13 protein-coding genes are annotated in these 12,699 nt (G+C 67.5%); 1 reads left to right on the top strand and 12 read right to left on the bottom strand.

Annotation, left to right across the window (positions count from 1 at the left end):
- Nucleotides 1-237 precede the first annotated feature (237 nt).
- Nucleotides 238-1,200 carry a DUF6602 domain-containing protein gene (locus FB455_RS03965; protein WP_013285722.1) on the bottom strand — a complete coding sequence of 321 codons (963 nt, stop codon included), beginning with the start codon at nt 1,198-1,200 and terminating at the stop codon, nt 238-240.
- Between the two features lie 391 nt (nt 1,201-1,591).
- Here FB455_RS03965 and FB455_RS03960 point away from each other — a divergent pair, with 391 nt between their 5' ends.
- Nucleotides 1,592-2,038 carry an NUDIX domain-containing protein gene (locus FB455_RS03960; protein ID WP_013285721.1) on the top strand — a complete coding sequence of 149 codons (447 nt, stop codon included), beginning with the start codon at nt 1,592-1,594 and terminating at the stop codon, nt 2,036-2,038.
- On the opposite strand, the gene FB455_RS03955 is transcribed toward FB455_RS03960, so the two are convergent.
- From FB455_RS03955 to FB455_RS03905, 11 genes are read right to left on the bottom strand one after another with little or no spacing between them, the layout of a single operon-like run.
- Complete coding sequence (locus FB455_RS03955; RefSeq protein ID WP_013285720.1) at nt 2,021-2,608, bottom strand: histidine phosphatase family protein; 588 nt, start codon at nt 2,606-2,608, stop codon at nt 2,021-2,023. The two genes, FB455_RS03960 and FB455_RS03955, sit on opposite strands and share 18 nt — an antisense overlap.
- Nucleotides 2,605-3,351, bottom strand: a complete 747-nt coding sequence (locus FB455_RS03950; protein ID WP_013285719.1) for an SDR family NAD(P)-dependent oxidoreductase — start codon at nt 3,349-3,351, stop codon at nt 2,605-2,607. The genes FB455_RS03955 and FB455_RS03950 overlap by 4 nt, the downstream gene beginning before the upstream one ends.
- On the bottom strand, nt 3,348-4,481 hold the full coding sequence (locus FB455_RS03945) for an RHS repeat protein (RefSeq protein ID WP_013285718.1): 1,134 nt from the start codon (nt 4,479-4,481) through the stop codon (nt 3,348-3,350). The genes FB455_RS03950 and FB455_RS03945 overlap by 4 nt, the downstream gene beginning before the upstream one ends.
- Nucleotides 4,478-5,554: a glycosyltransferase family 9 protein gene (locus FB455_RS03940; RefSeq protein ID WP_013285717.1), complete on the bottom strand. Its 1,077-nt coding sequence runs from the start codon at nt 5,552-5,554 to the stop codon at nt 4,478-4,480. The genes FB455_RS03945 and FB455_RS03940 overlap by 4 nt, the downstream gene beginning before the upstream one ends.
- Nucleotides 5,551-6,105, bottom strand: coding sequence for a phosphoribosyltransferase (locus FB455_RS03935; protein ID WP_013285716.1), 555 nt, complete (start codon nt 6,103-6,105; stop codon nt 5,551-5,553). The genes FB455_RS03940 and FB455_RS03935 overlap by 4 nt, the downstream gene beginning before the upstream one ends.
- On the bottom strand, nt 6,102-8,009 hold the full coding sequence (locus FB455_RS03930; RefSeq protein ID WP_013285715.1) for a hypothetical protein: 1,908 nt from the start codon (nt 8,007-8,009) through the stop codon (nt 6,102-6,104). The genes FB455_RS03935 and FB455_RS03930 overlap by 4 nt, the downstream gene beginning before the upstream one ends.
- A complete protein-coding gene (locus tag FB455_RS34175) occupies nt 8,006-8,575 on the bottom strand; it encodes a DUF4254 domain-containing protein (RefSeq protein WP_013285714.1) in 570 nt (189 codons plus the stop codon). The genes FB455_RS03930 and FB455_RS34175 overlap by 4 nt, the downstream gene beginning before the upstream one ends.
- Before the next feature lie 49 nt (nt 8,576-8,624).
- Entirely contained in the window at nt 8,625-9,314 is a 690-nt protein-coding gene (locus FB455_RS03920; protein ID WP_049794829.1) for a GNAT family N-acetyltransferase, read from the bottom strand.
- 12 nt (nt 9,315-9,326) lie between these two features.
- Nucleotides 9,327-10,007: a GOLPH3/VPS74 family protein gene (locus tag FB455_RS03915; RefSeq protein ID WP_013285712.1), complete on the bottom strand. Its 681-nt coding sequence runs from the start codon at nt 10,005-10,007 to the stop codon at nt 9,327-9,329.
- A 9-nt stretch (nt 10,008-10,016) separates the two neighbouring features.
- Entirely contained in the window at nt 10,017-11,021 is a 1,005-nt protein-coding gene (locus FB455_RS03910) for an acetamidase/formamidase family protein (protein WP_425311448.1), read from the bottom strand.
- A 5-nt stretch (nt 11,022-11,026) separates the two neighbouring features.
- Nucleotides 11,027-12,433 carry an APC family permease gene (locus FB455_RS03905; protein WP_013285710.1) on the bottom strand — a complete coding sequence of 469 codons (1,407 nt, stop codon included), beginning with the start codon at nt 12,431-12,433 and terminating at the stop codon, nt 11,027-11,029.
- Nucleotides 12,434-12,699 lie beyond the last annotated feature (266 nt).

Below are 12,699 nucleotides of genomic sequence, written 5' to 3'. Positions count from 1 at the left end.
GGACGATGGAGCGTCTGCCCTCTGGACTCATCTGCCGGCGCCTGCGGTAACTCCAGTCAGGCCCGGTTCCGCACCTGCTCGCCACCCCGTAACTGGCTCGATCACCGCACAGCAGAATGTGGCGCTGCCTGACACCGCCGTTGCGACTCGTTCAGTCGGCCGCTCCACTTTGTCCCCGGCCGGGGAAGGCTGGACGGACTGCGAATGCTCGACAAGGAGATTCGCTGCAAGCTCCGATCACTCCAGCGAGAAGCCCCATTCATCCCACGACCATGGCCACGGCGCATCGGGATTTTCGTTGAGTGGCGCCGAGAGGACTGCCGCCTCAGTCTCTGGGGTGAGTCCGGTTGGACGCACTGGGGCCTCACCACCGAACTGGCGGGAGAAAATTTTCGCCAGACGGAAGTAATCAGCGAACGGCCGAACCTGAGGATCCTCCCATCCCAGCCTGATCAAGAGGTAGGCGAGCAGTGATCCAACCGCCGGCCTGCTGGTATCAGGTAAGAAAGAGCCGACGAAACAATGCAATGGTTCAGGCACCTCACTTGGATCGCCACCCAGCTTATGCCAGCTGGCCGCTGCCATATGTGTAAGGCGCGTCGACTTCAATGTTACGCATGTGTTTGCGACGCAAACTAGGTCGAGGAACTCCCGCGCGTGCAAGGCGTGCTGCCCGGTGCCCGTCACCACATATTCATTGATCTTCTCGACGGCGACGTGATCACTGGACCATCCGTGAGCGTGCGCCAGTACGCCGTATACGATCGGGCTGACAAGCTCTTTGTAGGGCGTTCCTTGACGCGGGGCCGCCATACGTGCGATCTCTGCTGCCGTCTGGGTCGCTTCCTTGATATGTGCAGCCGTCAAGGTGAGCTTACATTCGAAGGCTGCCGCTACGCCGGAGGTCACGTACAGCTTCTTGTCGAGCAGCTTGCTGGGATAGCCCGGACGGAGTACGACCACGTCCACCTGCCTGCTCGCGGCTCCATCATGAGCGAGGATGCGGCCCTTCGTGCGTACCTGGTAGCTGCTCGGCAGCCATTCGCGCAGTAACCGAGCCCAGTTCTCCTCTCCCTCGTCGCCGGCAGTCCCTGGATCCTCGGTGGCGCGTAGCCGGATGCGTTCGTACTCGCTCGCCATCTCGCTAGTGGTTTGCTCGATCCAGGTGTCGAGCTCGTGTGGGCGGTGGGGGTTCGTCACGGAGAAAGAGTCTCAGTCTCCGCGTGGGACGGCCAGTTGCTATTGGCCGGCAGGACGGGTAAGGCCCTCCTACTTGGCGATACGACCGAGCGGATTGACAGCAGCACTGACAGCAACGGCCTCGGAGCATGAGGCACGGTTAGCGGCACCTGCGGAAGCATGGCCAGCCGCGGCCACGGGGGGCATGGACCGTTCCTGAGCCTCGAAGCGGGACAGGTGCAGTTGGGCGGCGACCGCGACTGCGTCGGTTGGTCCCCTGACGGTGCTTGGCGGCGATCAGGTTGTCGTGCGGAGTTCGAAGAACGCCGTCAGGTTAGGGTTTCGTCCTTGGTAGGTCACACGGTGTAGCTTCGATTCGCCTGCGCCCTGCCAGCTGTCGATAGGGGTCAACATGCGTGAGATTCTGCGTCGGTCGGTACGGGCGATCCTGTGGGACGAACGTGATCAGCTCGTATTGATCAAGAGGACGAAGCCCGGCCAAGCGCCTTACTGGACTGCGCCCGGTGGCGGCCTTGAACCGACTGACGCATCCCTCGATGCAGCCCTGCGACGTGAGCTGCGCGAGGAGTTGGGCGCGGAGGCAGAGCGGCTTAGCCAGGTGTTCCTCTTCAGCTCGCCGTCAGGCGAGGGAGTGTCCGTACAGCACTTCGTCTCCTGCCGGCTCGCCCGGGTCGACGAGAGCGCTCGTACGGGTGCAGAGTTCACTGATCCGGGTCGTGGTGGCTATGCCCTGGACCGGGTGGCCGTCGACCGCCTTCCTGAGGTGGATCTGAAGCCTGAGGCTCTGAAGGAGTTCATCCTCGCGAACGCCGATGCTTTGCTATCGGAGTTCAGCTAAGGCGGGCCAGATCCCTGCCGGTGCGAGCGTGAAGCGGCGCGCGGCTTGGAACACGTCCTGGGGGCGGCTCGCTCCGGCGGTGATCGCTGCGACCGCGCCGATGAACACTCGGTGCGAGACGATCAATGCTGTGTTTCCTTCACGCACGTGTCCGAGAATCGCCGAGGCGGCCGTCGCCCGTTCGTAAAGCGCTGTAAGGCTCTCGCCGCCGGCCAGGGCCGAGTCCGAGTCGCGGAGCCGGTCCGTGCGCCAGGTCCGGTACTCGGCTGGGTAGTTTTCCGGTCCTTTGCCGAGGACGCAGTCGGGGGCGCGCCACTCGGCGTACAGCGGGTTGGGAGCGGCGAGCGGCACGCCGAGCAGCGCAGCCAGGATCTCCGCGCTTGTGGCGGCGCGCGGATGCGGGCTGGTCAACACGATTGCAGGCCGGACACCGCAGTCACGAAGTGCGCGGGCGGTGGCTGCAATCTGTGCCGCGCCGCGCGCGGTGAGGGGCGTGTCGGGTCGGGCATGGGCGTGGGGGCTGGTGATCCCGTCGAGGCTGGCTCCGTGGCGGATCCAGAGGGTCGTCATGACAGGTGCCAGCCGCCGTCGACGTTGATCGCTTGGCCGGTGATGAAGCCCGCTTCCGGGGTGGCCAGGAAGGCGATGGCGGCGGCGATATCCGAGGGTTGACCCCGTCGTTTGATGCATTGTCGGTCGAGCTGGCGTCCGACCATGGCCTCGTGATCGGGTACGACGCTACGTTCTGCGGGGACCTCGATCGAGCCGGGCCGCACAGTGTTGACGGTGATGTTGTGGGGACCGAGTTCGCGGGCGAGCGCGCGGACGAGTCCTTCCAGGCCGCTTTTCGCGGCGATGTAGCCGGCGAGGTCGACGCGTCCGATCTGGGTCATGACTGACGAGACGGCGACGATGCGGCCGTATTTGTTGCTGACGAAGGCTGGTGTGGTGGCGCGGATCGCGGCGGCGTGCGTGACGAGGTTGAGTTCGAGCTGGTCGCGAAGGACGTTGAGGTCCGTCCGGCTCCACGGGATGCGGGGGTACGCGCCGGCGTTGCTGATCAGGACTGCGAGTTGGGTGGCGTGTTGCTCGATACTGGTGCGGAGTGCGGTCTGGGTGTCAGCGGCGGTCAGGTCGCCGGTGACGGTGTGGGTCTGTGCGCCGTGGTGGCGGGCGGCCTCGACGACCGCAGCGAGGTTGGTGTCGTCGTTCAGGTGGGTCAGGACGAGGTCGAAGGTGGCTGACAGCCGGGCGGCGATGGCCGCTCCGATGCCGGTGCCTGCTCCGGTGATGACGGCGATGGGGCGGCTCATGAGGGCGGCTCCGCTGGCGTCTGAGTGGTGAGTCCGAGGATCTGCTCCAGGGCGGCGTCGGGTGCGTAGAGGTCGGCGAGTAGGCCCAGCGACAGAGCAGCGTCGCGGGGTTCCAGTAGCTGTAGTGGGTAGACGGCGAGGATCCGCATGGCGAGGTACGGGCGTATCCAGGTGAGCAGGTCGGTGGCGGCGGAGAGTGCGAGCGGCCGGGCAAGCGTCGTGAGATATCGGGTGATGGCTTGCTGCCGGGCCGGCGATGGTTGGTGCTCATAGTCGATGCCGACGGCTCGGTGGGAGAGTCTTCTGAGCCGAACGGTGGGCTCGACAGCTTCGGCGAGTGACCTCCTGTGGTCGGCGTAGGCGCCGGGGTTGTAGTGAGGGACGAGCCAGGCGCCGTGCAGTCTCTGGTACCACAGGAAGCAGGCGATCTCGCCGGGGAGGGCGTTGAGGCCTGCGGTGTCGTAGTCGAACCAGACGGGCTGGTTGTCGGTGTCGAGGCCGATGTTGAAGTCGGTGGGGTCGCCCTGGGTCATCGCGGCCCAGACCTGCTCGTCGGGCTGGAAGGCGTCGCGTAGCTCGCTGACGAGGGCATGGAGGTCGAGCCGTCGGGGCTGTCCGTTGACCATGAGGGTGGTCTCTCGCAGCTCGGAGGGTCGGAGACCGTCGGCGTCGGCCAGTTTGAGCACGATCGGGTCGTGACCGTAGTAGTGGTCCAGCCTGCCGCGGGGCTGGACCCGGTCGCGGTAGAGCTTGCTGTTGGTGCGCGAGGCGGGGACGCGGCAGATGGTCGCGTCGATGGTTCGGCGGTAGTGCTGGAGGATCGCTTCGAGCCCACGATCGAGGTTGGCCGTGCTGTCTCCGTCGGTCGATGTGAGAGCGTCGAGGAGGAGGCCCGTGTCCGGGAGATCGGGTTGGTGGCGGTCATAGAGGGTGAGGGTCCAGTGCCCGATGCGGTGTTGGGAATGCAGCCCTGGTACCTGGTAATGGTGGCGGATTCGTTGGTATCCGGCGGCTTCGGCGGCGGCCTCCACGGGGTTCGGGTTCACTTTGGCGAAGAGGCGGTGCGGGCCGATGTCGAGGTGGAACGTGCGGTTCATGGTGAAGCGGCGGTAGCGGGCGACCCGGATCATCGAGGCCACCAGCCGGCGCGCTGCCCCGCGAAATCGGCTATGTCCTTGATGGGGATGGCGCGAAGGTCGCTCGCGGTTGACCAGAGAGTGTCGTCGTAGCAGTCCCGCACGGGACACGCATCGGCGACCGACATCAGGTGCGAGAACGGGGTGGCCACCGCGTGGTGGTGTGGCGATCCGGTGATCCACTTGGCGTAGCCGTGCCGTCCGTAGAGGCCGACCACGTGCGGCTGGGTGCCGTCCGGTCGGATGGTGAGCGCGGCGAGATGGGTCAGGCCGGTGTCGTTGCCGATGACCAGCTCGGCGGTGGCGAAGAGGTCAATGCAGTCGACCGCCGTTGGTCCGTGAAGTACTTCGATCTGACCTACGAATGCCGGAGGTTGGTGGCCCGGTGGTGTCACCAGGCTGAAGCGCCAGGCGCCCGAGTGGCGGGCCCTCAGGTGTTTGGCGAGGGCGGCGAAGTTGTCGATGCCGTAGTCCTTGCGGTCGGGGCGACTCGTCGTGGCCACGAAGACCACGTGGAATGGGTCTGGCGCTGCGACGGTCGACCGGAACCTGGGGCACGGATCACCGGATGCGGGGAGCCTGGCGCCGAGGGTCTGCTCGATGTCGAGGTAGTAGCGCATCGGCAGCGCCGCATGGACCTCGACAACGTCGACGTCGACGAGGTCGAGCAGCGTCGGAGGCGATTCCGGTACCGCGTCGAATTCCAAGGCGTTATCGCTGCTCCGCGTGCCCAGTTGGTGCCCGTCCCCGTACGTGACCGTGACTGGAAGGGTGCACCGGGCGATTAGGTCCGCCCGCCTGCCGGCGTACTCCAGTGTTTCGAACTGATCGTGTGTGGCGTCGTGAAGTGCCCGAGCCATGGCGAGGCCGAGCAGCAGGTCGCCGAGTCCGCGAGAGCCGAAGTCGACGCGCCACCCGGTCTCACGTACCGCGTCGAGCCGTGCCCGTCGCGGCGGGATCTCTCCGTTGGCTCGTCGATACGGCAGGAGCCGGCCGAGCGGCGCCTGTTCACGTCGGACGAGGTACCGCCCGCCGCGGTGGCACACCGGTTTCTCGACGAGGGTCACAGCGTTGTCAGTACGCACAGCGGGACCCCGTTGCGTTCGAGTAGTTGCCGGCCCTCGCCAGCGGTGTCTTCGACGAGGCAGAGCGCGCCGGTGATGTCGGCGCCGGCCGCGCGAAGCGCCTCGACGAGATTGGCCAGAGTGAGTCCGGTGGTGATCTCGTCGTCCACGATGAGGACGCGCAGTCCTTCGAAGTCGCCGTAGGCGAAGACCTCAAGACGCCGGGCATGCGGTTCGTGGAACACGAGCTTCCCGGGTAGGTCGAGGTTGACTTTCCAGGCGAGCCGATACTGGCTACCACTGGCCCAGGCCACCGCGATCGTCGGCACGATGCCGCCGGCATCCAGGCCCAGGAGAACATCGTGCGGCCGGTACGCCGGGTGCTCGCACCACCGCTTCCACAAGCTGCGTCCCGTCGCCAGGACCTGTTCCGCGCCCACGTCGGTGCGGATGCCATCAAGGCCGTGGACGACGCGGATCGGACGAGTGGTGTCTCCCACCCCGAGCCGGGTCACCCGGTCGGCGTGCAGAACCTCGTCAAAGGCGGTGGTCATCGAAGATCTGATCCTTCCGTCTGGAGCGTGTTGGACGCGACCGAGCAGCCGAGCACGTCGTGGTAGGTGAGGATTTTGGCGGCGGCCCCGCGGACCCGATGGGAGAGAATTTCGTCCTGTCGCCACCGGTCGCCACTGACCTCGGCCACCGCCGGGAGGTCGATGTCGGCGTCCGGATGGCTGGTGGTGAAGGCGAGACGAACCTCCTCGCTGGCGTCGAGGTCCACCCCGTCGGCGCGCAGGATGATTTTCATGATCAGCACGACGTGCTTGTAGACAGCGCGGACATCGGGCTCAGGGTTCGCGGCGAGTCGCCGCAACACCATCGCCACGAGCGGCAGCTCGCTGCGTGAGGCGCGGTCGTCGGTTGGTGCGTCGAAGGCGTTGAGGACGAGGTCGCTTCGGCGGTAGAGCAGGCCGCAGCCATCGCGGGCTATCTGCCGCACCGCGTGCAGTACTCGGGGTGGGACCAACCCGGCGAGCATCTCCCGGGTGGTGAACGACGACAGCGCGATCTTCTCCCCCGCCGGTCCGCTCTGGGGTACACGCCTGGTCTGAAGCCAGCGCAGCGGCAGCGTGTCGCGTACGACAAGTAGGTCGATGTCGCTCCATCCCGATTGCCAGCCCTGATGGGCGAGGCTCCCCGTGGCGGCGACGAGCGCGGTCTCAGAATCGGTCAGCCTGGCGACGCAGTCCGCGAGTACCGCTTGCAGCCCCTCCGGGATGGCCGTGTCCGCACGCGGCGGAACCCTGGCCCCGGACCTGCGGTGAGCAACTTCTGTAACCGCCCTCTTCAGCGCGGCCAGGCTGCGGCCGTTGTCGATGACCGTGTCGGCGATTGACGCGATGCGGTCTCCGCCCCGGCTTCGCTTGATCGCGTCGCGGGCGGAGAGCGACTCCATGGCCTCGGTGGCGCGCTGCGCGCGAAGCCCGTCCGGAAGGCGGAGGAACACAATCTCGCAGCGCTCCCCCCAGATCCTGCGGAGATGTGCTGTGGCGTCGAAGCGGTGCGCGCTCTCCAGGCTGATCCGGTGCGAGCCCGGGTTCAGCGCGGCGAATCGAAGGATCTCCTCCGTGAGCATCTGCGCCTGGGTCAGCTCGCCCCATTCGCGATACGGATCGGCCACCCCGAGCCGATCGGCGGCGAGCTGCATGAGGTAGCCGATCTTCAGCCGGGTGGCTGTGTGCTCCGTGCGGAGCAACTCGCCGACCGTGCTCTTGCCGCTCTCGGACATACCAGCGAGCACCCACAGGCGCTGGATCCGGTCCGGCGGCAGCGGAACGACGGGCACGTCGAGCTGCGTCAGCGCCTCACGGATTTCACGCTGCACATCAAGGAGTGGGCGGTCCCCGCGCACCACGATGGCCTCGTACTCCCCGCCATCGACTTGTAGGCCGATCGCCTCGGCCAGTCGCCGCTGGTACTCGATGTAGCGTTCGGTGGTCGGCACAGGCTCACGTGCCACGGCGTGGTGCGCCTCGACTACCGGCTGGTCGCTGTGGCGCAGTAGCAGGTGCAGCTCACGGCGCGGCGCGGGGGCGTAGCGACGTGCTTTGGTCTCGACTTGCGCGAGCGCCTCGGTGGTGGAGATGCCGTCCTTGATCGCCGCTGTCGCGGCGCAGGTCGCCACAAGCATCGGCCAACCTCGGTCCTCCAAAGCCAAGGGGCCGCCACCGCCGCACCGCGCGGCGTGGGAGCTGAAGACAAGGTCGATGTGTTCGTCGGTGGTGCTGTCGACGAACCACCACTGACTGAAGTCTCGTCGCGACACCTCGGCCCATCGCCGGTCCCACCGATCGACTGTCCCGGTGAACTCGACATCCGGCATCGCCGACGCCAGCCAGCGGGCGTTCGTGGTCTTGCCGACGTTGTCGGCGCCGTTGAGGGTGACGGCGGTCCTCATCGCGGCTCCCGATAGCTCTTGAGCGTGCGCCAGTGAGGAATGCGGCGGCGACCTTCATGGATGTCGAGCACAAGGGTGTCGAAGGCTTCGGTGAGTTCGGTGAACTGCTGAAGCGCCAGCGAAGGATCGACGTCGCTCGGGTCCAGCTGGGCGGTCTCCGAGAATCGCCTCCACCGAATCCACGCGATGGCCAGGCGGTCGATCACGGAGCCGATCGTCTCGGTGTGCAACGGTGCCCCGCCCGCAGGCCGGATCACGTGCTCAACCCAAGAGTCGATCTCCCCGATGAGAGCGACGCGAGTGGCGTTGAGACGGTCGATCGATCTCTTGGCAGCAGCCACCACGTGGTCGTCAGCGGATGGGTCGCGGGAGATTGTCTCCGCCGCCCATTGTTCGCGGTGGTGCGAGGCGAGCCGGGACGCCGCGTGAAGGGGCACTGCCCAAGCCTCTGGCAGAACCTGCGGACGGCCGCCGAACGTACTGGTGATCAGGTCTGAGCTGGGCAGCGGTGGACAACGCTGCGGGTCGGGGGCGAGTGGTAGGTGACCGACGGAACGGAGGGGCATGGGTGAGCCTCCTTGGTCCTTGGTAGGGCGGCGGCCGGTGCTCGGTCTGTCAGGGCCGGAGGGTGGTGCCGGTATGGGCGGTGTTGTCTTGCCAGCGGTTGCCGACCGGACGCGGGGAGTTGATCGGCATTGGATTACTGGCGCGGTAGGGGTTACGGCGCATGGGTCGCAGGCTCGGCCCGTTCGGCAGGGTGAGGGGCGGGCGGAGCGTGTACCCATAGCGGGCGAGCAGGTGCTCGGGTTCTGCGGGAACGGCGGTCCAGGAGGGCAGGCCGATGCGGTCGAGGCGGGCGCGGTGATGGCTGAGCAGGGCGCTGCCGCAGCCGGCCTTCTGCCGCGTTGGGGATACGGCGAGGAGCGCCAGGTGGTAGTGCGGTTCGGTGGGCTGCTGCTGTGCGATCAGGCCATCAAGGGTGTTGAAGCGCTCAGCGTGTGCTCCGGCGGCCTCCACGAGGCGGGTCGGGTAGTTGGCCGGTGGCGGGATCGGTCGGTAGCGGTGAAAGCCGACGATGGCGGCGGCGAGGTCGTCGGTGAGGTGTACGTCGCCGAAGAACATCGCGTGCTCCACCCACACCGCGACGACGTCGGTCATCACCCGGCGGCGCTGCGCCGCGTCCGGTACCAGCCAGGCACCGAGCGGGCTGGGGTGCAGGGCGTCGGCGATCAACGCAGCGACGGCCTGCCTGTCTGTCCAGCGGGCGGCACGGATACGAACGCTGGGGTCCACGGCTGTTGTCATCTCCTCGGTGGTCTATCGGTAGGTGGCGGTGGCGAGGTCACCGATCGCGGCGTCGACGGCGGCGGTGATTTCCCGGACGGGGCGGTGGTGCTGGGCGGCGATGGTCTTCAGGTGGGCCGTGAGGGTGGCGGTGTCGTCGTCGAGGTAGAGGTGGTCGGCGAGGCCGAGGACGGCGACGAGTCCGGCGAGCGCGGCGGTGTGGTTGTCCGGTTGTTCGCGGCCGGCGGCGAGGTAGCGCAGACGGGCGCGGGCGACGACAGCCCATTTGGTGTCGGTGGGGAGGTAGGCGTCGGCGCGGACCAGGCCGCCGAGGCGGCGGCGGGCGGTGTGGCGCAGGATCCCAGCGGCGATGAGTCCGGCGCGAGTGCGCTCATACAGGTCGTCGGCGAAGCTACGCAGAAATGCCTTCACCGTCGGAGTCGCACGGGAGTACCGGATCGCGGCGAGGGCAGTGTCGGCAATCAGGTCACCGACCGGCTGGTCGGAGTTCAGGCGTAGCCACCAGTCCGCAGCCGGATGCTCGGCGTAGGAGTCGATGGTGATCCGCCCGGCGAGGAACAGGTCGATCAGCACACCGCCGGCCATGCCAAGGGCCAGGGCTTGGCGGTGCAGGTGCGGCTGGCCGGTGTCGTCGTGGTGCCCGAGCAGGAACAGCTCGTCGCGCAGCGACAGGTGGGGTATCGACGTGGTCATCCCAGGCCCCTATCCCTGCACAGCGGCAAGGGCCCGCAGCCGGGCGTGCGCGTCGCGGTAGGCAGCCTGCCGCTGCGGGAGCAGGGCTTTGTCGATGGCCGCCAGAACGGTGTAGTTGGGATCGCAGACGTTGCCGATGGGCGCCCGCCCGGCCTGCGAGATGAGCTGATAGGCATCCAGCGTGTGCAGGCCGCACAGGTCGACGGTCCAGCCGGTGAGGTCCTGGTGGGCCATGCGGTAGGCGTCCTCCAGCGGGCGGGCGCAGCCGACCGACATGATCGCCGTGTCGGTTTCCAGACGCGGCCAGGCGGTGTCGGTACCCTTGATGACCTCGACAGCGAGGGTCGTGACGGTGGCGATCTCCACGCCGACACCGCAGACTTCGCCGTGGCCCTGGCGGGCGTGTCCGTCGCCGAGGGCGAGCATCGCCCCGTGCACGTTCACCCCGAGATACAGGGTGGTCCCGGCGCGCAGTTCCGGGGTGTCGAGGTTCCCGCCGTAGTAGTCCGGGACGATCGTGGACCGGGACTCCATGCCACCTGGCGCGACGCCGATGGTGCCGATCATCGGATCCAGCGGCAGCTCGACCATGTGGTCACTGGCGGTGGCCCGGTACCGAACGACGCCCGCGTGCCCGTCGATGCCGTACACCCACACCCGCTCCTCCAGCGGCGGCTGCAACGTGGCCGTGTGCGAGGTCGACGTGAGTGCCCCGAAGTACGGGAACGTCGCCGACACACCCCAGTCGCGGGTCGGCTCGATCGACAGCAGGTGCACGGCGAGGGTGTCGCCGGGCTCGGCGTCCTCGACGAAGAACGGCCCCGACACCGGGTTCAGGTACGGCATCTGACACACCTGCGACGGCAGGTCCGCAGGCCCCCGCACCAGGCCGCCGAAGCAGTCCTCGGTGTGCACGGTGATCAGGTCGCCGGAGCGGACGTGCGCCACCGGCAGGCGTCCACCGAAGGTGTAGGCCAACTCGTCACGGGCGGGACGGTAGGTGAAGTGACTCATCGCGATCACACCCGCTCCATGTCACGCCCAGCGGCCTGGGTGGAGGCCAGGCCGGACAACACCGGCCGGCGGCCGGTCAGGTACAGGCCGGCCAGGACCAGCACGCCGAGGCCCAGCCAGGCCAGGCCGAGGCGCTGGGCGGCGATGTTGGCGTTCACCACCACGTAGGCGAGGATCACGAACCCGGCGGCGGGCATGAGCAGGTGCGCGAACCAGTTGCCGCTGCGACGGCGGATCAGGTGGTGCACGACCACGGAGACGTGCAGGACCAGGAACGCCACCATCGCCCCGAAGTTGATCAGCGACGACAACAGCGTGATCCCGTCGGAGCGGGTGGCCATGTACAAGCCCAGGGCCAGGGACACGACACCCGTGAGCAGAGTGGCGTTGATCGGCACGCTGCGGCGCACCGACACCTTCGCCAGGAACGCGGGGAGCTGCCGGTCGCGGGCCATGGCGTACAGCAGCCGGGACGTGGCGACCTGCGCGACCATCGAGTTCGGCAGCCCCCATGCGATCGCGGTCGCCACCGCGCACACCGTCGCCAGCCAGCTCCCGCCGGCCACCGCGGCGGCGTCGTAGAAGGCGGTGCCGTGCACGTCGCCCTCGGCCAGCAGCCCGCCGGGGTTGGGCACGAGCATCGCCGCCAGCCATGTCTGCGCGATGAACAGCACCCCCGCCAGGACGAGCACGGCCGCCATCGCCCGGCCGATCTGCCGGGCGCCGTCACGGGTCTCCTCCGCCAACATGGAGATGCCGTCGAAGCCCAGGAACGACAGCACCGCGATTGACACCGCCCCCGCCACGAGGGACCAGGTGAAGGTGTCGGCGTTGTAGAACGCATCCCAGCTGAACCGGCCCGTGCCCGTCGCGAGTGCCCAACCGGCGACGACCAGGAACAATGCCAGGACGATCAGCTCACCGACGAGCATCACCCGAGTGACCACCGCCGTCATGCGGATGCCGACCGAGTTGACAACGGTGTTGACCGCGACGAACCCGAGCAGCCACAGCCACACCGGCACCGCCGGCACCGTGGAGTGCATCGCCACCGACGCCACCAGGTACAGCAGGCCGGGAACGAGCACGTAGTCGAGGAGGATCACCCAGCCGGCGAGGAACCCGACCGGCGGGCTGATGCCCCGACCGGCGTAGTTGTAGACGCTGCCTGACATCGGGAACGCCTTCACCATCTGCGCGTACGAGAACGCGGTGAACACCAGCGCCACCACGCCGATGGCGTAGGCGAGGGCCACCATGCCGCCAGAGCCCGTGTAGACGCTGCCGAAGATCGCCATCGGCGCGATCGGGACCATGTACACCAGGCCGTACGCCAACAGGTCCCGAAACCGCAGCTGGCGGCTGAGCTCCTGCCGATAGCCGTAGCGGGCCAGGTCGTTCGAGGTTGTCATCGGTAATCCTCACGAGGATGAGAAGCGCGAGCAGGGCGCGGAGAGACGCCTGCCGGGTGGCCGTCAACGACCCGACGGCGACGGGCATCCGCAGTTGACGTTGCTGTGGCAGCCACTCCATTCGTCACTGGTGGTGGCTACATCCGGACCGACCGTGATCCGGCTCAGCAAGCTTGCCAAGCGCATCCACGTGAGTGGATTCCCATTAGTGGTGAGATTTTTCCCCACCCGTGCATGCCCACGAACTGCAGATACTTTGATCAATT

It is taken from the genome of Micromonospora sp. CNZ296, from assembly GCF_007827635.1.
Note: the sequence above shows the minus strand (reverse complement) of the source record. Positions and strands in the feature narration are given on the sequence as shown.

Bases quoted from the DNA above. Each gene is read 5' to 3' on its own strand.
- FB455_RS34175 (WP_013285714.1), bottom strand. From the start codon at position 8,575: ATGCCCCTCCGTTCCGTCGGTCACCTACCACTCGCCCCCGACCCGCAG.
- FB455_RS03905 (WP_013285710.1), bottom strand. From the start codon at position 12,433: ATGACAACCTCGAACGACCTGGCCCGCTACGGCTATCGGCAGGAGCTC.
- FB455_RS03915 (WP_013285712.1), bottom strand. From the start codon at position 10,007: ATGACCACGTCGATACCCCACCTGTCGCTGCGCGACGAGCTGTTCCTG.
- FB455_RS03945 (WP_013285718.1), bottom strand. From the start codon at position 4,481: ATGATCCGGGTCGCCCGCTACCGCCGCTTCACCATGAACCGCACGTTC.
- FB455_RS03930 (WP_013285715.1), bottom strand. From the start codon at position 8,009: ATGAGGACCGCCGTCACCCTCAACGGCGCCGACAACGTCGGCAAGACC.
- FB455_RS03950 (WP_013285719.1), bottom strand. From the start codon at position 3,351: ATGAGCCGCCCCATCGCCGTCATCACCGGAGCAGGCACCGGCATCGGA.
- FB455_RS03955 (WP_013285720.1), bottom strand. From the start codon at position 2,608: ATGACGACCCTCTGGATCCGCCACGGAGCCAGCCTCGACGGGATCACC.
- FB455_RS03960 (WP_013285721.1), top strand. From the start codon at position 1,592: ATGCGTGAGATTCTGCGTCGGTCGGTACGGGCGATCCTGTGGGACGAA.
- FB455_RS03935 (WP_013285716.1), bottom strand. From the start codon at position 6,105: ATGACCACCGCCTTTGACGAGGTTCTGCACGCCGACCGGGTGACCCGG.
- FB455_RS03910 (WP_425311448.1), bottom strand. From the start codon at position 11,021: ATGAGTCACTTCACCTACCGTCCCGCCCGTGACGAGTTGGCCTACACC.
- FB455_RS03920 (WP_049794829.1), bottom strand. From the start codon at position 9,314: ATGACAACAGCCGTGGACCCCAGCGTTCGTATCCGTGCCGCCCGCTGG.